20 protein-coding genes are annotated in these 18,680 nt (G+C 44.6%); 15 read left to right on the forward strand and 5 right to left on the reverse strand.

Translation table 11 applies throughout. From position 1 onward, the window contains the following. Nucleotides 1-5: 5 nt before the first annotated feature. Nucleotides 6-1,028, reverse strand: a complete 1,023-nt coding sequence (locus RXX31_RS00930) for a TRAP transporter substrate-binding protein (RefSeq protein ID WP_317587223.1) — start codon at nucleotides 1,026-1,028, stop codon at nucleotides 6-8. 397 nt (nucleotides 1,029-1,425) lie between these two features. Between RXX31_RS00930 and RXX31_RS00935 the strand changes: the two genes are divergently transcribed. The 10 genes from RXX31_RS00935 to RXX31_RS00980 all read left to right on the forward strand — a co-directional run bounded on the left by RXX31_RS00935 (nucleotide 1,426) and on the right by RXX31_RS00980 (nucleotide 7,367). Beyond that, a complete protein-coding gene (locus RXX31_RS00935; RefSeq protein ID WP_317587224.1) occupies nucleotides 1,426-1,995 on the forward strand; it encodes an SOS response-associated peptidase in 570 nt (189 codons plus the stop codon). A 334-nt stretch (nucleotides 1,996-2,329) separates the two neighbouring features. Beyond that, nucleotides 2,330-2,770: a malonate transporter subunit MadL gene (gene madL / locus RXX31_RS00940; RefSeq protein WP_317587225.1), complete on the forward strand. Its 441-nt coding sequence runs from the start codon at nucleotides 2,330-2,332 to the stop codon at nucleotides 2,768-2,770. A gap of 11 nt (nucleotides 2,771-2,781) precedes the next feature. Continuing rightward, nucleotides 2,782-3,546: a malonate transporter subunit MadM gene (gene madM, locus RXX31_RS00945; RefSeq protein ID WP_317587226.1), complete on the forward strand. Its 765-nt coding sequence runs from the start codon at nucleotides 2,782-2,784 to the stop codon at nucleotides 3,544-3,546. A gap of 302 nt (nucleotides 3,547-3,848) precedes the next feature. Then, on the forward strand, nucleotides 3,849-4,133 hold the full coding sequence (locus tag RXX31_RS00950; RefSeq protein ID WP_014233905.1) for a PepSY domain-containing protein: 285 nt from the start codon (nucleotides 3,849-3,851) through the stop codon (nucleotides 4,131-4,133). After that, nucleotides 4,126-4,641 carry a cytochrome b/b6 domain-containing protein gene (locus RXX31_RS00955; protein ID WP_317587227.1) on the forward strand — a complete coding sequence of 172 codons (516 nt, stop codon included), beginning with the start codon at nucleotides 4,126-4,128 and terminating at the stop codon, nucleotides 4,639-4,641. Before RXX31_RS00950 ends, RXX31_RS00955 begins: the two co-directional genes overlap by 8 nt. A gap of 259 nt (nucleotides 4,642-4,900) precedes the next feature. Next, nucleotides 4,901-5,386 (forward strand): PaaI family thioesterase, encoded by a 486-nt coding sequence (locus tag RXX31_RS00960; RefSeq protein WP_317587228.1) that lies wholly within the window; start codon nucleotides 4,901-4,903, stop codon nucleotides 5,384-5,386. 52 nt (nucleotides 5,387-5,438) lie between these two features. Further along, the gene (locus RXX31_RS00965; RefSeq protein ID WP_317587229.1) at nucleotides 5,439-6,191 is read left to right on the forward strand and encodes an SDR family oxidoreductase; all 753 of its coding nucleotides are present in this window, start codon (nucleotides 5,439-5,441) and stop codon (nucleotides 6,189-6,191) included. A gap of 84 nt (nucleotides 6,192-6,275) precedes the next feature. Continuing rightward, nucleotides 6,276-6,506, forward strand: a complete 231-nt coding sequence (locus RXX31_RS00970) for a cysteine-rich CWC family protein (RefSeq protein WP_081280835.1) — start codon at nucleotides 6,276-6,278, stop codon at nucleotides 6,504-6,506. A 63-nt stretch (nucleotides 6,507-6,569) separates the two neighbouring features. Further along, complete coding sequence (locus RXX31_RS00975; protein ID WP_317587230.1) at nucleotides 6,570-7,076, forward strand: GNAT family N-acetyltransferase; 507 nt, start codon at nucleotides 6,570-6,572, stop codon at nucleotides 7,074-7,076. 12 nt (nucleotides 7,077-7,088) lie between these two features. Continuing rightward, nucleotides 7,089-7,367, forward strand: a complete 279-nt coding sequence (locus RXX31_RS00980; protein WP_317587231.1) for a putative quinol monooxygenase — start codon at nucleotides 7,089-7,091, stop codon at nucleotides 7,365-7,367. A 2-nt stretch (nucleotides 7,368-7,369) separates the two neighbouring features. Here the strand turns inward: RXX31_RS00980 and RXX31_RS00985 are convergent, their stop codons facing one another. Next, nucleotides 7,370-8,245, reverse strand: coding sequence for a LysR family transcriptional regulator (locus RXX31_RS00985; protein ID WP_317587232.1), 876 nt, complete (start codon nucleotides 8,243-8,245; stop codon nucleotides 7,370-7,372). Nucleotides 8,246-8,393: 148 nt separating this feature from the next. On the opposite strand from RXX31_RS00985, the gene RXX31_RS00990 reads away from it, so the two are divergent. After that, a complete protein-coding gene (locus RXX31_RS00990) occupies nucleotides 8,394-9,338 on the forward strand; it encodes a carbon-nitrogen hydrolase family protein (protein ID WP_317587233.1) in 945 nt (314 codons plus the stop codon). 35 nt (nucleotides 9,339-9,373) lie between these two features. Here the strand turns inward: RXX31_RS00990 and guaD are convergent, their stop codons facing one another. Continuing rightward, entirely contained in the window at nucleotides 9,374-10,699 is a 1,326-nt protein-coding gene (gene guaD / locus RXX31_RS00995; RefSeq protein WP_317587872.1) for a guanine deaminase, read from the reverse strand. A gap of 464 nt (nucleotides 10,700-11,163) precedes the next feature. Between guaD and RXX31_RS01000 the strand changes: the two genes are divergently transcribed. Together RXX31_RS01000 and nadE are read left to right on the forward strand one after the other, a co-directional pair. Beyond that, a complete protein-coding gene (locus tag RXX31_RS01000) occupies nucleotides 11,164-12,003 on the forward strand; it encodes an aldo/keto reductase (protein WP_317587234.1) in 840 nt (279 codons plus the stop codon). An 83-nt stretch (nucleotides 12,004-12,086) separates the two neighbouring features. Further along, complete coding sequence (nadE, locus tag RXX31_RS01005) at nucleotides 12,087-14,177, forward strand: NAD(+) synthase (RefSeq protein WP_317587235.1); 2,091 nt, start codon at nucleotides 12,087-12,089, stop codon at nucleotides 14,175-14,177. An 89-nt stretch (nucleotides 14,178-14,266) separates the two neighbouring features. Here the strand turns inward: nadE and RXX31_RS01010 are convergent, their stop codons facing one another. Further along, entirely contained in the window at nucleotides 14,267-14,449 is a 183-nt protein-coding gene (locus RXX31_RS01010; protein ID WP_317587236.1) for a hypothetical protein, read from the reverse strand. 290 nt (nucleotides 14,450-14,739) lie between these two features. Further along, nucleotides 14,740-15,579: a choline ABC transporter permease subunit gene (gene choW / locus RXX31_RS01015; RefSeq protein ID WP_317587237.1), complete on the reverse strand. Its 840-nt coding sequence runs from the start codon at nucleotides 15,577-15,579 to the stop codon at nucleotides 14,740-14,742. Between the two features lie 553 nt (nucleotides 15,580-16,132). On the opposite strand from choW, the gene RXX31_RS01020 reads away from it, so the two are divergent. Together RXX31_RS01020 and betA are read left to right on the forward strand one after the other, a co-directional pair. After that, the gene (locus RXX31_RS01020; protein WP_317587238.1) at nucleotides 16,133-16,870 is read left to right on the forward strand and encodes a FadR/GntR family transcriptional regulator; all 738 of its coding nucleotides are present in this window, start codon (nucleotides 16,133-16,135) and stop codon (nucleotides 16,868-16,870) included. A 63-nt stretch (nucleotides 16,871-16,933) separates the two neighbouring features. After that, on the forward strand, nucleotides 16,934-18,598 hold the full coding sequence (betA, locus tag RXX31_RS01025) for a choline dehydrogenase (protein ID WP_317587239.1): 1,665 nt from the start codon (nucleotides 16,934-16,936) through the stop codon (nucleotides 18,596-18,598). Nucleotides 18,599-18,680 lie beyond the last annotated feature (82 nt).

Below are 18,680 nucleotides of genomic sequence, written 5' to 3' on the forward strand. Positions count from 1 at the left end.
TGGCTTTAAATACAGTCTTGAGAAAGTTCCATTGCGCGCTTGTATACGTCACGTGCAGCTAGGCCTTTCGATTCCAAATCAGACAAGTAGTTTTCGATGACTTTATCGAAGATTGGTTGCCAGGTCGTTTGGTTGTTTGATTCTTCAATACGGTTGATCGTGTGTCCTGCCTCTTTGGCTTCTTCTAGGCCTTGGCGATCTAAATCATCAAACACTTCTGCTGCAATTTTTGACCATGCCGCGCCAGAGTTCTTGTCGATAACTGCTTTAAGCTCATCATCAAGAGAGTTGTAGACATCGCTATTCATTGTCACGATGAAAGCAAGGGAGTACAGACCACCTACTTCAGTGTGGTTTTCTGCAAGCTCGTTGATTCTGAAGCTTTTCACGCCTTCCCAAGGCAGAGCGACACCATCAATTACACCACGTTGAAGAGATTGATAAGATTGTGGCGCTGGCATACCGACTGGCAGAGCACCAAGCTCTTCTAACAAGCCACCAATAACCGCGGTTGGTCGGCGAATACGAAGGCCTTCCAAGTCACTAGGTTGCTCGATATTCTTGCCTTTTACATGTAGTAGGCCCGCACCGTGGGTAAACAAGAACAATGGTTTTGAATCCTTGTATTCATTTGCAAACGCACCTTCATCATAAAGCTTCTGAATCACACAAGAGCCTTGAGTAGCGTTTTGTACCACCCCTGGTAGCTCAACGATTTGAGTCAGAGGAAAGCGGTTTGCTGAGTAACCTTGCACGGTTGCCGTCATATCTAAAATGCGGTGTTTAACGGCATCGTACTGCGCTGGTGGTTTAGCTAGGGTAGAGGACGGGTATAACTCGACGTTAATGCGGCCATTAGAATCCGCTTCAACGGTGTCAGCCCACTTTTGATAAATCTCTTTATGAATATCAGACACAGAAGGCCAAAAGTGTCCAAATCGCAATGTAACGTCTGCGGCGAACGCAGGTGCGGTTAGCAGAAGTGATGACAATGCAGTGGCAGCAGTCTTTTTAATAATCGTATTCATACTTAAACGTCCAATTGTTAGTAGAGTGTTTTAGTAAAGCGCTCTTTTAGTCAGGCTATTCTTTTTCTTGGGGCTGAATAAAATCGTCAACTTATACCCGTCAGCGGTTTTTTACCTTTTGTAAGATGTTAAGGTTAAGTTAACACTTGATTTGCCATGGCGTTAGTTAGAAAAAGGAAAAGGCTATTCAATTTTTGAAATTCTGTGACTTTAATTCGGCGGATTTTCTGGGCTAGAAATACAAATTTTTGGGTTGTAACTCACTTATATATAACAGGTTTCATGCATGTGGTTTAGGTATTAACTCCTGGTTATTAGTAATGTTAACGCATGAAAAAAAGGGAGTGAAAAAGTTACTATAATTTGTGTTGCAGCTATTGTTTCTTAGGAGTGTGATATGTGTGGCAGGTTAAATGTTATCAATGAACCGCTTTGTGGAATTGTTTCTGAGCAGCTCGGCATCAGTTTCAAAGCGGACACAAATAAAGACTTAAGACCGACACAGATTGTTTCTACCGTTGGCGCTGTACACGGGGAACTTCAACAGCTCGATTTACCTTGGGGAATACAACCTGATTGGGCAGATAGCCTCATTATTAACGCCAAAGCCGAAACCGTCGCCGTTAAGGCAACGTTCGCGAATGCGTTTGAATTCAATCGGGTCATCGTCCCGTGCTCGGGTTGGTATGAATGGATAGAAGAAAATGGCCAAAAGATTAAGTATCTATTCAGTCTCGGCGAAAACCACGTTGTGTATATGGCAGGTATCGCGGTGGACAACGGGCGAGAACTCGTCACATTAACCACAGAGCCAAATAAACAGTGCAGCGAATTTCATCACCGTATGCCGCTATTGATTCCTGATAAACAGGTCTTGGACTGGATCAGTGGAGAGGGCAAAAGCGTATATCAGCTGCTAGATAATCAATTTAATGCGACGTTGACGATAAAGAGTTCAGGCTCCTAAAGGGGGGCTTACTCTTAATTAAGGTGTATCGGCAGGCGGTATCTGTTCTCTTAGACACTAAAAAGCTGATGTGAACCTTTTCTGGAGTGAAAAGCCACTTACGTCATGTAAACTAAATGTTTCTTCCATTGGTATCCACTGATCACAAAAATGCATTTCAATGTCACTTTTAACCTACGTCGATTTAATAAAATAAAAGTCGGCTATTTTGTGTAACTTTTTGATTATAATTTAATTATTTTGGGTTCTTTACTGCTGGCTTAGAAACCTCAAGCAATTAATTACCCTGAGGTTAACAGTTTTGGCAATACGTTAATTGATTGGTGTTAACAATATGATAACAATTGATGGGTTGGAAACGAAAGTATCACATATTGGAGGTGACTTAATGATCATTTACGGAGTAGCTCTACTTTCACTTTGTACACTCGCGGGCTTGGCGATAGGGCAAGTCTTGGGATTTTTACTTGGCATACCTTCAAACGTTGGGGGCGTTGGTATCGCAATGGTGATCTTAATTGTTGCGAGTGATTATCTGCAGAAACATAAAAAGATCGATGTAAAAACGGAACAAGGGGTTGCGTTCTGGAGCGCGATTTACATCCCAATCGTTGTTGCGATGGCAGCTAAGCAAAATGTGATTGGTGCCATTACCGGTGGACCGATGGCGATTACCGCAGGCGTAGCTGCTGTCGCGGTAGGCTTTGCGCTAGTGCCGGTTATTACAAAAATGGGAACCAGTTCAGTGTCCCAACTTGATAAACAACAAGCTTAAGTGGGGCGCTAATGTTTGAATCTCTTATTTCTGTATCAAATAAATATGAGCTAATCGTAGGCTTTGCGGTCATTGGTTTAATGATGTGGTTCTCTTTCTGGGTATCGGAAAAATGGACCAAAGGAAGAATTCACGGCTCAGCGATAGCGATTATGTTAGGCCTAACGTTAGCTTACGTTTCGGGAGCGATAAGTGGGGGAACAAAAGGAGCTGTTGATATCCCGCTCTTATCCGGAATTGGTTTATTGGGCGGCGCAATGCTTCGTGATTTCGCGATTATTGCTACTGACTTTGGCGTCAAATTGGATGAACTAAAGAAATCAGGGATGTCTGGCGTGACAGCGCTCATTTTGGGTGTGGTGATGTCCTTTGTTTCTGGTGCCGCCATTGCGATGGCGTTCGGATATACCGATGCGGTAAGTATTACGACGATTGGTGCTGGAGCCGTGACTTACATTGTAGGGCCAGTGACAGGTGCTGCTCTTGGCGCAAGTTCAGAAGTGATGGCACTTTCTATTGCCGCAGGCTTGGTAAAATCAATTCTTGTGATGATTCTAACGCCTTTTATCGCGCCATATATCGGCCTAAATTCTCCTCGTTCTGCGATTGTGTTTGGCGGTCTTATAGGTACGTCTAGCGGTGTCGCCGCAGGGTTAGCTGCTACTGATGAAAAGCTGGTGCCTTACGGTTGTATCACAGCGGCATTTTATACGGCTTTAGGCTGTCTACTTGGTCCGTCACTATTGTACTTCGCTGTTGTTAGTATCGTTGCGTAATAGCTAGCAACAATTCAAACGCTCGCTAATACCAACAAAATAAACCCATTGTTTTGTCCATCATCTGTGAAAGACGGATTTCATCTATAAGGTATGGGGCAGTTACCTTATAGATGACGTTTGTTTACCTTCCATTTTTTCTTCCTTCATTTAATCCTCTTTGATTCTCCAGCCAGCGTTATCTATTTCAATCGAATGCTAATTTTTTCCTCTATGCAATGATTCTTAAGCGGTTCTTAAGTTATGGCGATTAATCTTGGTGGCGAGTTTGAATCTTTCTTACCACTAACAGGAATAATCATATGGAACGTAAAACATTTTTAGCTTCAACAATGGTGATCGCAGGACTACTTTCTTTTGGTGCTTATGCTTCAGACCCAACATGTACCGAAGAAAGCCCAGATAACTGGATGCAATTCGACGCGGCTCAGAAAATGGTTGAGTCACAAGGCTATAAAGTTAAGAAGTTTAAACAAACCGATACAGGATGCTACGAATTATATGGCTACGACACCAGTGGTAAGCGTGTTGAAATCTATTACAACCCGGTTGATATGACGATAGTAAAAGAGGAAGTCGATGACTAAGAAAACTCAGTGGGATCGAGTCGTTAAACTCACCCACTGGCTTGTGGCTAGTTTGTTCTTGATAAACTATTTCATTACCGAGGACGGTAGCACTTTACACCAGTGGGTTGGGTATATTGCGGTTGGAGCCGTTGTCTTAAGGTTACTATGGGGATGTGTAGCCAAACCTCCGGCGCGTCTTACCTCCTTCTTACCCTCCGTTCCTAGGGCGATAGGGCATTTAAAAGAAGTTTATCAAACCCGAGTTGATGATCACTATGGTCACAATCCTGCAGGCGCGATAATGATTTGGTGCATGTGGATAGGGCTGATAGCTATCGGAATCTCAGGGTATCTGATGGAAACAGACCGGTTCTGGGGAGAAGATTGGGTTAAAGAAATTCACGAGGCCGCAGTCAACTTAACCTTCGTGTGCGTTTGCGTTCATGTTGGCGCTGTGGTTTTGATGACGCGAATTACTGGCCATCCCTACTTACAAAATATGCTTCCTGGCGAGCGAGAAAAATAGCCAGTCTTAAAGTGAGGCGCAGAAAGCAACACTCCTCAGTTGCTTTCTGTGCTTTTGTTCTTAGAGTCGATTACGTCCTTACTCCTCTCAGCTCACCAGATTGTTGTTAGATCCCACCGTTTTATTTGAGCCTGCCTGATTTTTGATAAGCCTTTGAATTTTTGAAGCTAAACTTGTTAAAATTTAGTTAAAGTGACATGCTGGCTGAAAGATTAGTTAGTATTTCGATAATAAATAAGAGTCGGTTCTAGGAGGAAGTATGCGGCAGGGAAAAGCGTTTCAAGATCAGATACCAAATAACCACTGTTTTGGCTGTGGACCAGAGAATGCGTCTGGCTTACAAATTAAGAGCCATTGGGTGGGGGAAAACAAATCCGCTTGTACATTTATTCCGTCTGCTCATCACTGTGCAGGTCCTACACAGTTCCTAAATGGTGGGATCATTTCTACAGTGATTGATTGCCATTGTATCTGCACCGCAATTGCCAAAGGTTATCAGTTACAGGGACGAGAAATTGGCTCAGGTGAGGCAGTATGGTACGCGACAGGGAAACTAGAAGTTAATTACCTTAAGCCAGTACCCATTGATAAAGATGTTGAGTTGGTGGCGATCGTAGAAGAAATCAACGGAAATAAGATGACAGTGAACTGCGAACTTTTTTCTGATGGTGTTCTCTGCTGCACTGCCCAAGTTGTTGCGGTTCAAGTACCTAATAGCTGGTTTTCTGGGGATAAATGTAAGTGATAGTAATGTCACTCTAAACGTTCAATAAAATCATTGATAACAGGACGGATTCATGACGACACAAAAAGTGGCCATCATAACGGGTGGCGGCCGAGGTATTGGTGCTGCGACCGCGCAACTTTTTGCAAATAATGGATATGCGGTATGCATCAACTATAAATCCAATTCAGAAGCGGCAGCCCAGTTAGCGGAAGCCATCACCCGTAACGGCGGCAAATGCATTACTGTTCAGGCCGATGTATCTCAAGAAGAGGATGTTGCCCGACTGTTTTCTACCGTGGACCAAGAGTTAGGCCAAATTTCTGTGCTAGTGAACAATGCCGGTATCTTAAAGACACAGATGCGTTTAGAAGAGATGACGGCAGACAGAATTAACGCAATACTCGTCAATAATGTCACCAGTTACTTTTTATGTTGTCGCGAGGCCGTTAAGCGCATGTCTACGCGCCATGGCGGGGTAGGTGGCGTGATTGTGAATGTCTCTTCCGGAGCTTCTCGTTCTGGATCACCGAACGAATACATCGATTATGCGGCGTCAAAAGGCGCGATCGACACATTAACCAAAGGCTTATCCCTAGAAGTCGCGGCTGAAGGTATCCGCGTCAATTGCGTGAGGCCTGGCTTAATTCATACTGATATGCATGCGGATGGAGGAGAACCTGAGAGAATTGAAAGGCTCAAAAGTGTCATTCCACTGCAAAGGGGCGGGAAGCCAGAAGAGGTAGCCGAGGCCATTTATTGGTTAGCTTCTGAGAAGTCGTCATTCTCAACGGAGAATTATTTGGATTTAGCTGGTGGGTTATAATCGACAATCAAGCCTTGTTTAGTACCTCTGATCGCTATTGGTTACTTGCTGTTTAGCTGGGCGTCGTCAATTAAAGGATATCTTGTGAAAATCAAATCCGTCACTCCAGACCCGCTTGTTTGCCCTCTGTGTGGACAGCCGAATTCCTGTCTCAATTTAGGTGATAAAGACATCAGTAAATCGTGTTGGTGTAACGACCCGTCGATAAAATTTCCCGAAGGGCTCCTTTCCCAAGTTCCTGAAGAAAAAAGAAGAAAAGCATGTATTTGCAAAGCGTGCGCGTTAAAGTATCAGAACAGTATTAAAGAGAGTTAGCACACGTTGACCGCTTGGTTTGTTAATTAAACTGAGCGTGCTCGTCTAAACAAGGAGAGTTAAGTGGAAATAAAAGAAGTCAGTTCAATCTCTGGTTTGGTTGCTCAATTGCATGCGCTTCTTACTGATTGCATAGAAAGTGGTGCGTCAGTCGGATTTTTAACACCGGTTGATGAGCAGGAAGTCGTTGCTTACTGGCAGTCGGTAGAGGCGGATCTTCTGGCTGGTTCCAGAAAGATCTTTTTAGCTTACGATAACGGAAGCGTCATTGGCGCAGTCCAGCTTTCTCTGTGCTCAAAAGCCAACGGTTCACACCGGGGTGAAGTTGAAAAGCTCATGGTAAAAACCAGTGCGAGAGGGCAAGGTGTAAGTAAAAAACTGATGTCACTGATGGAAAATACAGCTGCAGAAATCGGTTTGTCTTTACTGGTATTGGACACGCGACTCGGTGATATCGCATCCTCATTATATCGCGCTATTGGCTATAACGAAGCAGGACAAATTCCTCAATTCGCGCGTAGCTCTAGTGGAGAACTCGAAGCGACAGTCTACTTCTACAAGCTATTGTAATTAGGTTAATCCATGTCGAAAGTGATCTTGAAAGGCCATATTTTGGTGCCAGAATCGGAATTGCAGTTGGTAAAGCAAGAACTAGAAAAACATAAGCGCCTGACGTTACAAGAAGCTGGTTGCATTACATTTCGCGTTACCCAAAGTGCAGAAAACTCATTGCGATTTGATGTGTACGAAGAGTTCATCAACGAGGCTGAATTTGAGGCTCACCAAGTAAGGGTGAAGGAGTCACATTGGGGGAAGGTGACCAAGAATGTCGAACGCCATTATGAGATATCGCTGGATTAAATTTATCTCAAACGACCTTCTAGTTTGTCGCGCTGCTTCTCAACTTCTTCAATGACAAAGTTTCGAAACGCTCGTACGCGCTCGGTATGTCTTAGGTCTTCGTGGAGCAACATCCACAAATCCAGACCATAGAAAGCGGAGAATTGTTCATCGTATCGAGCCAAATCGTCATCAAAATCACCGATAAAGCAGGGTAAGAAAGAGAGTCCGACGCCTTGTTTTATCGCCATATGCGCTAATCCCGTATCATCAACGGTGAAGTCGTGCTTTCCTTCCGGGCAAACCTCTTTCGTCCAGGCGCGGTGGAAGTCGCAGCACTCAGTTCCGATCCAATTTGGCTTGTCGCCCGTTTTCTTTAAATGTTCTAGGTAAGATTTGCTGCCGTATATCGCTGATGCAAAAGTGATTAACTTCTTCCCAATCAGTACTTCCGCTGGATTATTATTGACTCGCAGTGCAACGTCAGTCTCTCGGTGCGGCATACTCAAGTATGTGTTTGAAGATTGTATTTCCAGATCGATGTCAGGGTAGGTTTGATGAAAACGAGCGAATATGGGAAGGAAAAAAGCGTATGCGATGTGGTGAACGACCGTCACTCGCAACGTACCTTTGAGAAGTTTATCTTGGCCAGACAACATGTCCTCAGCGTTGAGTACTTCTCGCTCGACATGCTCGGCAGTTGCTCTGAGTTTTTCACCCGCGAGCGTCAGTCCATAGCCTCCTTGCATACGTTCTACTAAGCGCACGCCAAGCTTGTCTTCCATTGCTCGAAGGCGTCTTGAAACGGTGGAGTGTTGTACCCCAAGCTCAGCGCCTGCGCCACTGACAGAACCACGGCGAGCGACGGCCAAAAATATCTTTAGATCATCCCAGTTCATACAAACCGTCCTTGTGTGCATTTTTGCACAGTTAATGGGCATATTTTGGGGATAACGTTTTAATTTTTGCACACCTAAACTGATATTGCACATTAAAAAGTTTGCTCATTAATAGATTGAGAATCGAGTTCCTGAGGGAGGTGTAGTCATGAAAAAGTTAGCTGTGGTTCAACGTGCGTCTGGATTTTTAGATAAGCAGCAGAGCATCGCGTTGGCGGTTGAAAGTATTCAGTCTGCTGCCAATAACGGCGCAGCGCTTGTTGTTTTTACGGAAGCCTTTATTCCTGGTTATCCTGTCTGGTTATGGCGTCTGCGCCCTGGCAAAGACTGGGGGACAACAGACAGTCTTTATCAACGCTTAATGAGCAACGCGGTTGATTTAAGCTCATCGGATTTAGAGCCGATTTATGAAGCGGCAAAGCGTCATCACGTCACGGTTGTATGCGGCATTAATGAACGCGACTCCAGCGTCAGCCGAACAACGCTATACAACACTTACATCACGGTTTGTCATGAGGGCAATCTCATCAATGTGCATCGAAAACTGATGCCGACTAACCCAGAGAGAATGGTATTGGGCTTTGGTGATGCGACTGGATTACGGGTAGTAGACACACCGGTCGGCAGGATTGGCGCACTCGTTTGCTGGGAAAATTACATGCCGTTGGCACGTTATGCGCTTTATGCTCAGGGCGTCGAAATCTACATTGCGCCTACTTATGACAGCGGCTCGGACTGGACTGAAAGCTTGCGCCATATCGCCAGAGAGGGCAGATGCTACGTTGTCGGCAGTGGTAATTTGTTGAGAGTTAACGATCTGCCTGATGACTTCCCAGAAAAAGAAACCCTCTATCCTGATAAAGACGAGTGGATTAACGGCGGAGACTCCACCGTCATCGCCCCCGGCGGGGAGACGTTAGTTGCCCCATTGCATGAAGAGGAAGGGATTTTGTATTGCGATATTGATACAGATAAAGTTGCTGCCGCCAGACGCTCTTTCGACGTTGCAGGCCATTACTCTCGCCCAGACATATTTACACTCAACGTAAATCGAGCGCCGCAAACATCTCTGCGTATCAGGGAAGCCGAGTAAGAAAATCCCCCAATCGGTGCATGGGGGATTTCGCTTTAGGATAACGTTGTCACCAAGTGATCGGTGGAGGAGTAGACCAACTTACCATCAACGTAGGTGGCATCTACGTTTCGGTCATCACCTAAAATCATTAAGGCGAATAGTTTTTCCTCTATACTATTCGCGTGTTGCTGTCGAAGGTGTTGTAAGTCTGTTGCGGCCCAGTCTAAGACCGCAAAATCAGCTTCTTTGCCTACTTCAAAGTTACCGACTTTGTCATCGATACTGAGCGAGCGTGCCCCGCCAAGCGTCGCAAGATACAAGCCTTTAAATGCGGATAACTTGTTACCCTGTAACTGTGTCACTTTATAGGCTTCATTTAACGTCTGGAACTGGCTAAAACTGGTACCTGCGCCAACGTCGGTTCCTAACCCCACACGCACATTGTGCTTTTCTGCTTTCTCAAGGTTGAACAGTCCGCTACCAAGAAACAGATTCGAGGTAGGGCAGAACGAGATAACAGAATCCGTTTCCTCAAAAGCATTCCACTCCCGTTCAGTGAGATGGATCGCATGTGCAAACACGGAGCGATCACCAGCCAGACCGTAGTGTTGGTAGACAGAAAAATAGTCTTCGTGTTCAGGGAAAAGAGATTTGACCCATTCCACCTCATTCTTGCTTTCAGAGAGGTGGGTTTGAACATATACATCGGGAAATTCGGCTTTGAGTTTACCCGCGGCCGTTAATTGCTCACGCGTAGACGTAGGAGCAAATCTAGGAGTAATGGCGTATTGGAGCCGTTTGTGATTATGCCACTTTTGGATCAGTGCCTTACTATCACTGTAACTAGACTCTGGAGTGTCGAGCAAATAGTCCGGTGCGTTGCGATCCATCATAACTTTGCCGGCTATAATACGCATGTTCTTCTCAAGCGCCTCTTCAAACAGAGCGTCGATAGATTCTGGATGCACGGTACCAAAGACCAAAGCACTGGTGGTGCCATTTTTTAGCAGCTCATTGATAAAAAATCGAGAGATCACTTTCGCGTGTATTTTGTCTTCAAACTGTTTTTCTGTTGGGAAGGTGTAATTCTCTAGCCATTCAAGTAGCTGTTTGCCATACGATGCGATCATCTCTGTCTGAGGGTAGTGAATATGGGTATCGATAAAGCCGGGCACGATAAGCTTGCCACGATAATCCACAATATTGCTGTATTGCGTTGTGTCTGAGTCGCTGAATGCTTTTAGGGCCTTGATACGTCCATTTTTAATCACTAACAGGCCATCTTCAAAATATTGAAAAGCGTGGTTGAGGTCGGTGACCTTTGTTGGGTCTTCTAGAAAGTGGAGCAAGCTCGCACGTATTACCATCGTTTTCGGCATTGAGTCTGAAGAAAAGGGTTCTGTGTTCTTTAAGTATAGAACGTTCGATTTGTGGTTCATAAGTCACTCCATTGATATGTTTGATACCCATGGTTTTTGACTTATCTGCGTAAGCCCTTGTCAATAGAGTAGTGTATGTAACAACCGAAAACCATTAAAAGCAAAGTAACTAAGCCAGAAGTATGCCAGCACGGTAAATAGGTTGGTCTCTAGATAGATTGCTTATTTATCGCTCGTATTTCGCCGTTATTTGAACCAGATTGGTGAGGAAAACTTGATAATTTGACCTTAAGCGGTGCATCGTTTTAGTGAAAGTACATTGAGTTGTGACGGATTGAAATTGCTTGTTTACGCGCCGGTAGAACACGCCTACATTTCTTTATGTGTAACCGAAATCAAGTGATTCACAGAACGCATTAATTAATGTCGAAGCGTCACTAAATAAGTAACTTAGGGAAGGTGAGATGGCTGAATTTATTTTACCCAGTGGTAACGTAATACCACAGCTGGGGTTAGGAAGTTGGTACATGGGAGAAGACCCTCGCACGAGACAGCAGGAAGTCGACGCTCTGCGGTTTGGTATTGAATATGGCGCGAAATTGATCGATTGTGCCGAGATGTATGGCGAAGGGGAAGCGGAACGTATTGCTGGTGAAGCAATGGCTGGATATCGCGACAGATTGTATGTGGTCAGTAAGTTTTATCCGCACAACGCTTCACGCGAGGGAGTTATCGCCGCTTGTGAGAGAAGCTTGACCCGTTTGAATACGGACTATTTAGATCTCTACCTGCTCCATTGGTCAGGCTCAGTTCCGTTTGAAGAGACGCTGGAGGCGCTATATCAGTTAAAAACCCAAGGTAAGATTCGTGATTATGGGGTGAGCAATCTTGATATTGATGAGCTGGAAGATTTTTGCGCGGCTGACAAGGTTGGGCTATGCGCAACAGATCAAGTGCTGTATAACCTTTCGCATCGTGAACCTGAGTGGGCGGTGAAACCGTTTTGCGAGAAACACAACATGGCGATGATGGCTTATTGCCCACTCGATCAGGGCGCTTTGGTACACTATCCGGAACTGATAACTATCGCGGAACGTCATCAAGCTACGGCAGCTCAAATCGCATTAGCCTGGCTCACTAGACAAAAAGGTGTGATTGCGATTCCCAAGTCTTGCTCGATAGCAAGGACGAAAGAGAATCTGGATTCAGAAAAAATCGTATTGACCGATGAGGATATTCGAGAGTTAGACAAAGCCTTTCCTGCACCCACTAACGAACATGAGGGAAGGATTGCTATCCGATAGCTTCGTCACTGTTTTGCGACTTTTGCTTTGTTCACCGATACTTAGAATGGATTCAAGATAAGCTTCCAGCTAAAGGATATATTGTGAAGAAACTGCGTATTAGCTCATGCTCATTAAACCAGACTCCAATGGATTGGAGTGGAAACCTGCATAACATTCAGCAAGCAATCAATATAGCGCATCAAGCTGGTGCGGAGCTTCTTATTACGCCCGAGTTATGCATTTCTGGCTATGGTTGTGAAGACTTCTTTCACAGTCCTCATGTCTCTGAGCGGGCGCTCAAAAGTGTCTTCGATCTACTACCATCGATTCCGGCTAGCATGGCGGTGTCGGTTGGCTTACCCGTGATGATCAACAATCGTGTTTACAACGGGGTTGCACTGCTTACACATGAAGGTATTCAAGGCATCTCTCTAAAGCGGAATTTAGCTGCGAATGGTCTTCATTATGAGCAACGTTGGTTTACGCCATGGACTCGAGATAAAAACGCGACGGTGATACTCAATGAGGGGGCATCGCCAGTATATGTTGGTAACGTGGTATACAGCGTCAATGGTGTCAAAGTTGGTTTTGAAATCTGCGAAGATGCATGGGTTGCCGACCGAACTTCAGAACGCTTTTTTAATCAGGGTGTGGAAGTCATTGCGAACCCAAGTGCTAGTCACTTTGCGATAGGTAAGTCACTCACTCGTAAGCGGCTGGTGGAAGAGTCAAGCCGTGTTTATTCGGCATGTTATGTGTATTCCAACCTTTCTGGATGTGAATCTGGGCGAGCTATTTATGATGCAGGTGTGATGATTGCGGTTGATGGCAGTTTGGTTGCGAAAGGCGAACGGTTTCACATGAGTGATGTGGAAGTCATTACGGCCGATATTGATTTAGCCCGCAGTCGGATTGGTCAAATAAATAATAGCCAGCGTTATTATGAAAAGCATGACTTCGATACGGAAGCGATCGTTAAAGTCACGCTCAGTGAAACGTTCAATCGTCCTAAGTTATGTGCACAGCCACTTAATCAGCCATGGGAAGAGAGCGAGCACCTAGACCATGAAGAAGCGTTGCGTGCTATTGCGATAGGCCTGCGCGATTGGCTTAGAAAGACACATACTGGCGGCTATGCGCTCTCACTCAGTGGTGGAGCTGATTCCGCACTAGTTGCCAGTGCTGTTTATACATCCGTTATCCTAGAATTGTGGGAGCAGGTTGCTAAGACAGATAAAGGTGCCGAGTGTTTATTGCCAGAGTATCTGCATCAATTTTTGGGCGACGATCAAAGCGATAAATTTAAACAGGCGAAAAACACTGACGATCAGCATCAACTCGTGATGGATACTGCGTCCGCAATCATGGCGAACATGCTCACCACTGCGTATCAGGCTAGTGCGAACAGTGGTGCCGTTACTCTTACTGCCGCTCAAAAAGTGGCGGAGTCATTTGGTGCGAAGTTTCTAAATCTTAGCGTTGCCGAGGTGGTGAAGAATTACGAGTCGATGATATCAAAAGCAACCAATCTAGACCTCAATTGGGAAGATCACGATATCGCTCTACAAAATATTCAGGCACGAGTACGCTCACCAAGTATTTGGTTTATTGCGAATCTGGAAAATAAACTGTTGCTTACCACAAGCAATATGTCAGAAGGGGCGGTGGGCTACTGCACAATGGATGGCGACTCTTCCGGTGTACTCGCTCCTATCTCTGGAGTAACTAAAAGCCGGATTCTCAAGCTACTGGTATGGCTAGAGCAGAAAGGGTTTTATTGCTCTGGTAATCACATCATGAAGCTTGATGCGCTTTCATACATTAATAACCAGCGCCCTACGGCAGAACTGCGGCCCGAAGAACAAAGTGATGAAGATGATTTGATGCCCTATGAGGTACTTGATCGAATGGTCTTTTTAACGTTAGAAGCCGGTATGTCTCCAAAAGATATTTTTGATGTGATGACGGAAGAATTTGAACTCATCGACAAGCAAACCATGGCGACATATATCGTCAAATTTTTTAAGCTGTTGTTTCGCAATCAATGGAAACGAGACCGTCAGGCTCCGGGTTTCCATATCGAACTCAATAGCTTGGATCCAAAAACCTATAAACGCTTTCCGCTTCTAAGCTCTGGATACCAAGAGGAGCTAGCCTTCATCGAGAATAATGGCTGGATGAAAGACAGCTAGCGTGATTCAAGATCCGCTCTAACTGTTCTCTAGCTTTCTCTTTGTCCTGATATCGCAGTGAGTTTTTAAAGTATCGATGATTTAAATGATTAGCTGTAGAAGATGATTTGATCATCGTCAGATGTGACTAAGCTTGCTTTCTTTTGTTCAATTAACTGTGCCGCACATGCAGGGGTGACCGCCTGAACCTGTCCGATAGACTTTAGCGTTGGCGTCTCCCATGCTTGATCTCGGTATTTACCTGCTTGAGTGTATTGAATAAGTACTTTCATAGTTTCTTTCCGTTGTCATTGACGTGCTACTAAAATTAATCGGTTTATTTGGATTGCACACTAGCTAAAAATGCAAACATAAATTTAACTAAATGAATTGAACGAATTTTAACTCTAGATGGCGCGTGACTAACATCATGAAAAATAATTAAATTATAAAAGTAAAAGGGAGCCGAAGCTCCCAGTGAAAGTTACATTGAGTAGTTAAGCCCGATCCAGTAAGAGCGTCCAATTTGATAATTTGATGTACTGCCCGACACATCATCTAACCGGTTTAAGAGCAGTATCTTTTAACTTTTGACTGGTGCTTTACACATTCTATCCAAGATAATTGCAATCAGAACAATGGCGAGCCCAGCTTCAAAGCCCTGAGCGATATTAACCGTATTCAGCGCGCGGATGACGGGTTTGCCCAGACCGTCTGCGCCTACCAATGCGGCGATAACCACCATCGACAGAGACAACATAATACATTGGGTGATGCCTGCCATAATACTTGGCATCGCGGCAGGAAGTTCGACTTTAAACAAAAGCTTCATTTTACTCGCCCCAAATGCGCGGCCAGCTTCTATTAGTTCTTCCGGTACTTCACTGATGCCTAGGCAGGTAAGTCGGATTGGTGCCGCGATCGAAAAGATCATGGTAGATATCAAGCCGGGAACGACACCGAGACCAAATAGAACAAGCGTGGGTATCAGATAAACGAACGTCGGAATGGTCTGCATTAGATCCAGGACGGGGCGTAGCATGATATTGAGCCATTTTCGGTGCGCAGCCATAATCCCGACTGGAACACCAATGAGTACAGAAATAAAAGTGGCGGCCAAAACCATTACTAAGGTTTCTAACATCTCCGGCCAATATCCCAAGTTTAAGATGAGCAACAGAGCTGAAGCGACGAATATGGCTAAAGGGATACTGCGATGAAGATACCAGGCAAGGAGGGCGGCTAGCGCGATGAAGCTTATCGGTGGAAACCATTTCATCAAGTCGACCAATGACATGATAAGAGACTCTAGTCCATATGAAATATTGTCAAAGAAACTGGCCCCATGTTCCGTCAACCAGTCGACAATATTCGTCATCCAGTTACCAACGGGAATTTTATACTCGGTTATAAAGCTCACCATTACTCCTTAGGTGTTTTGGTTCAATATCCATTAAAAATTTACAGGTCTGTGTATTACTTATACGGGTAGTGATAAGCGGAAATGACTTCTGATTGTTGACCGATACCCGGATAGTGGAGCCTCCTCCTGAAGCAATCTTAAGCAGCACACTTACCCCATTGAACTTAGAAATCTTCACGGTGAAACAATCAACAATTTCGACAAATAATTTAATACCCTTACACATACTGTGGGATATGGCAAATTTAAATGTTTTGATTAGAAACTAATTAAATATTTTTATTAAAATTTTAAGTCATTGATATATATTATTTTATTTAAATTATATGGGTATTTTTTTCATCACTATGTTTCGTTCTCTAACTATATGTTTGGCTTAAAACTTGGTCTTTTAAAATCATTACAAATCAAGTGGTTAATTGAGAGGTAGAGATAAAGGTAGTACCAATGATTGATTTTTCTACGTAACTGTTCGGATTTGCAAAGTTATTCGTGAGATTGCTAGTCTATTGGTAGTACCAATGTGGGTGCGGCAAATCAAATAGGTAAACTGGTGACAGATAAATCGACAGTAGATAGGTTGTTCTCGCCGGCTCAGATTGGGCGTGCGAGTGAAGATATCGCTCTTCAGATCGAATCCGCGATCCTTAATGAGACACTACGCCCCGGTGACAGTCTTCCAAGTGAAAGAGATCTACAAGCTCAGTTTGGTACTGGGCGGGGTGTCATCCGTGAGGCGATCAGAGCTTTAAAGCAGAAAGGTCTGGTGGAGATTCGTAAAGGACCGAAAGGTGGAGCATTCATTAAGCAGGTGGATGTCTCGAACATTAGTGAGTCACTGGCTTTGTTTCTCAAGCAAAAAAGTATCGGTGCGCACCAAATTGCTGAGTTCCGAGAAAGCATGGATCAGAGTATTGCATTGCTGGCAATGTCACGTGCAACGAAAGAGCAACAAGCCCAGATGCTGTTATTGGTTGACCGCTTAGAAAGTATTGCCGGGCTAAGTTCGTTAGATTTTTCTAAGTTGATCGAAACGGATCGACAATTGAACGTTTTACTGGCGGAGATGGCAGGAAACCCTGTTTTTGAATGGGTAATGCACGCGATGCAGCAAGGTTTTGGTTCTTACGACAACAATCTGTATACCGATGCTGACTTTCTTCGTAAGGCAATCGCCAACTGGCGTTACACCGCAGAGCAGATCATCAATAAAGAACCAATCAAGCTGCAGGCTTCGATTAGTCGACACTACTTATTGCTGCAGGAATGTCTCGACCGACGTTCGAACTAAGAATTCATTTCTTGTCGGGCACTTATTGCTTGGCAAACAGATATTAAGTAACAGAGGTAAATAATGGCGGAACAGAATTACGATTATATCATCGTGGGTGGAGGTTCAGCAGGTTGTGTATTGGCGAACCGACTGAGTGCTAATCCTGAAAATAAGGTCTTGGTATTGGAAGCGGGACGACCGGATCATCGCTTAGACTTTCGCATCCACATGCCAGCAGCGCTTACTTATTTGCTTACCGATGGCACCTATAATTGGTTGTACGAATCAGAGCCTGAACCGCATATGCAGAACCGTAAAATAGCGCAACCAAGAGGTAAAGTGCTGGGCGGAAGCAGCTGTATCAACGGTATGATTTATATCCGTGGTAATGCGATGGATTATGAGAAGTGGGGGAGCTATGAAGGCCTAGAAAACTGGGACTACAAGCACTGCCTGCCATACTTTCGCAAGTTTGAAACTCGCCTGAAAGGTGCGGATAAGTACCACGGTGATAACGGTCCGCTATCAATATCCACTGCAGCTTGCGACAACCCGCTGTTTGATGCGTTTTTTAAAGCGGCTCAGGAAGCTGGTTATCCTCTCACTGATGATGTAAATGGCTATCAACAAGAAGGTTTTAGTGCCTTCGATCAAAACATTTACCGTGGTCGTCGACTAAGTGCCGCCCGTGCTTATTTGCATCCGGTCAAAAACCGTAAAAACTTGACGGTACTGACCGGTGCGACTGCAAACCGTATTCTCTTTGATGGCAAAACAGCAGTAGGCGTGGAATTCAAGCGTCGTAAGAAGACTCGCACCGTTTATGGTAAGGAAATTATTTCCTGTGGTGGCGCGATTAACTCGCCAAAACTACTGCAACTGTCAGGTGTCGGTAATTCAGAAGAACTCAAAGCGTTAGGCATTAATCCTGTTCATCACTTACCAGGTGTGGGTGAAAACCTACAGGATCACCTTGAGCTTTATGTTCAGTACACATGTAAAAAGCCAGTCAGTCTATACCCTGCACTGAAATGGTATAACCAACCTAAAATTGGCTTCGACTGGTTGTTCCGCCGTAAGGGTAACGCAGCAACAAACCATTTCGAAGCGGGCGGTTTTATTCGTGGTAATGATGAAGTTCTTTATCCAAACCTACAATACCATTTCTTACCGCTGGCAATCCGTTACGACGGCAGTGCTCCGCGTGATGCGCATGGCTTCCAGTTACACGTAGGGCCGATGAACACCGATGTACGTGGTCATGTGAAAATTAAGTCGAACGATCCTGATCAGAAACCAGCCATTCTGTTCAACTATTTGTCGACGGAACAAGAGCGTAAAGAATGGGTTGAGGCGATTCGTTGTACACGTAACATTATTGAACAGCCAGCATTTGATGATTTGCGTGGCGAGGAACTGGCTCCGGGGCCGTCTGTGCAAACTGACGAAGAAATTCTGGACTTTGTCTCTCGTGATGGTGAAAGTGCTTACCACCCAAGTTGTACCTGTAAGATGGGTTATGATGATATGGCCGTGGTCGATGCCGAACTAAAAGTTCATGGAGTGAAAAACTTACGTGTTGTTGATGCTTCTATCTTCCCGGCTATCACTAACGGTAATTTATATGCGCCAACAATGATGATCGCTGAAAAAGCGGCGGATATTATTCTGGGTAACCACATTGAGCCAGCTATGGATGTTGAATTTTATCAGCATGTACCCGAGAAGAAAGCTGCCACGGTATAGCGTGTAGACAGGCAAACTTATTGCAGAAATAAGCATCCAAAATTACCTTATGCGTATTATAAAACCAGGCACCAGATTGTTG

This window comes from Vibrio sp. EA2, from assembly GCF_033042495.1.
Classification (GTDB): domain Bacteria; phylum Pseudomonadota; class Gammaproteobacteria; order Enterobacterales; family Vibrionaceae; genus Vibrio.

Excerpts from the sequence above, each read along its gene's own strand:
- RXX31_RS00930 (WP_317587223.1), bottom strand. The coding sequence starts at position 1,028 with ATGAATACGATTATTAAAAAGACTGCTGCCACTGCATTGTCATCACTT.
- RXX31_RS00935 (WP_317587224.1), top strand. The coding sequence starts at position 1,426 with ATGTGTGGCAGGTTAAATGTTATCAATGAACCGCTTTGTGGAATTGTT.
- madL (WP_317587225.1), top strand. The coding sequence starts at position 2,330 with ATGATAACAATTGATGGGTTGGAAACGAAAGTATCACATATTGGAGGT.
- madM (WP_317587226.1), top strand. The coding sequence starts at position 2,782 with ATGTTTGAATCTCTTATTTCTGTATCAAATAAATATGAGCTAATCGTA.
- RXX31_RS00950 (WP_014233905.1), top strand. The coding sequence starts at position 3,849 with ATGGAACGTAAAACATTTTTAGCTTCAACAATGGTGATCGCAGGACTA.
- RXX31_RS00955 (WP_317587227.1), top strand. The coding sequence starts at position 4,126 with ATGACTAAGAAAACTCAGTGGGATCGAGTCGTTAAACTCACCCACTGG.
- RXX31_RS00960 (WP_317587228.1), top strand. The coding sequence starts at position 4,901 with ATGCGGCAGGGAAAAGCGTTTCAAGATCAGATACCAAATAACCACTGT.
- RXX31_RS00965 (WP_317587229.1), top strand. The coding sequence starts at position 5,439 with ATGACGACACAAAAAGTGGCCATCATAACGGGTGGCGGCCGAGGTATT.
- RXX31_RS00980 (WP_317587231.1), top strand. The coding sequence starts at position 7,089 with ATGTCGAAAGTGATCTTGAAAGGCCATATTTTGGTGCCAGAATCGGAA.
- RXX31_RS00985 (WP_317587232.1), bottom strand. The coding sequence starts at position 8,245 with ATGAACTGGGATGATCTAAAGATATTTTTGGCCGTCGCTCGCCGTGGT.
- RXX31_RS00990 (WP_317587233.1), top strand. The coding sequence starts at position 8,394 with ATGAAAAAGTTAGCTGTGGTTCAACGTGCGTCTGGATTTTTAGATAAG.
- guaD (WP_317587872.1), bottom strand. The coding sequence starts at position 10,699 with ATGCCGAAAACGATGGTAATACGTGCGAGCTTGCTCCACTTTCTAGAA.
- RXX31_RS01000 (WP_317587234.1), top strand. The coding sequence starts at position 11,164 with ATGGCTGAATTTATTTTACCCAGTGGTAACGTAATACCACAGCTGGGG.
- RXX31_RS01010 (WP_317587236.1), bottom strand. The coding sequence starts at position 14,449 with ATGAAAGTACTTATTCAATACACTCAAGCAGGTAAATACCGAGATCAA.
- choW (WP_317587237.1), bottom strand. The coding sequence starts at position 15,579 with ATGGTGAGCTTTATAACCGAGTATAAAATTCCCGTTGGTAACTGGATG.
- betA (WP_317587239.1), top strand. The coding sequence starts at position 16,934 with ATGGCGGAACAGAATTACGATTATATCATCGTGGGTGGAGGTTCAGCA.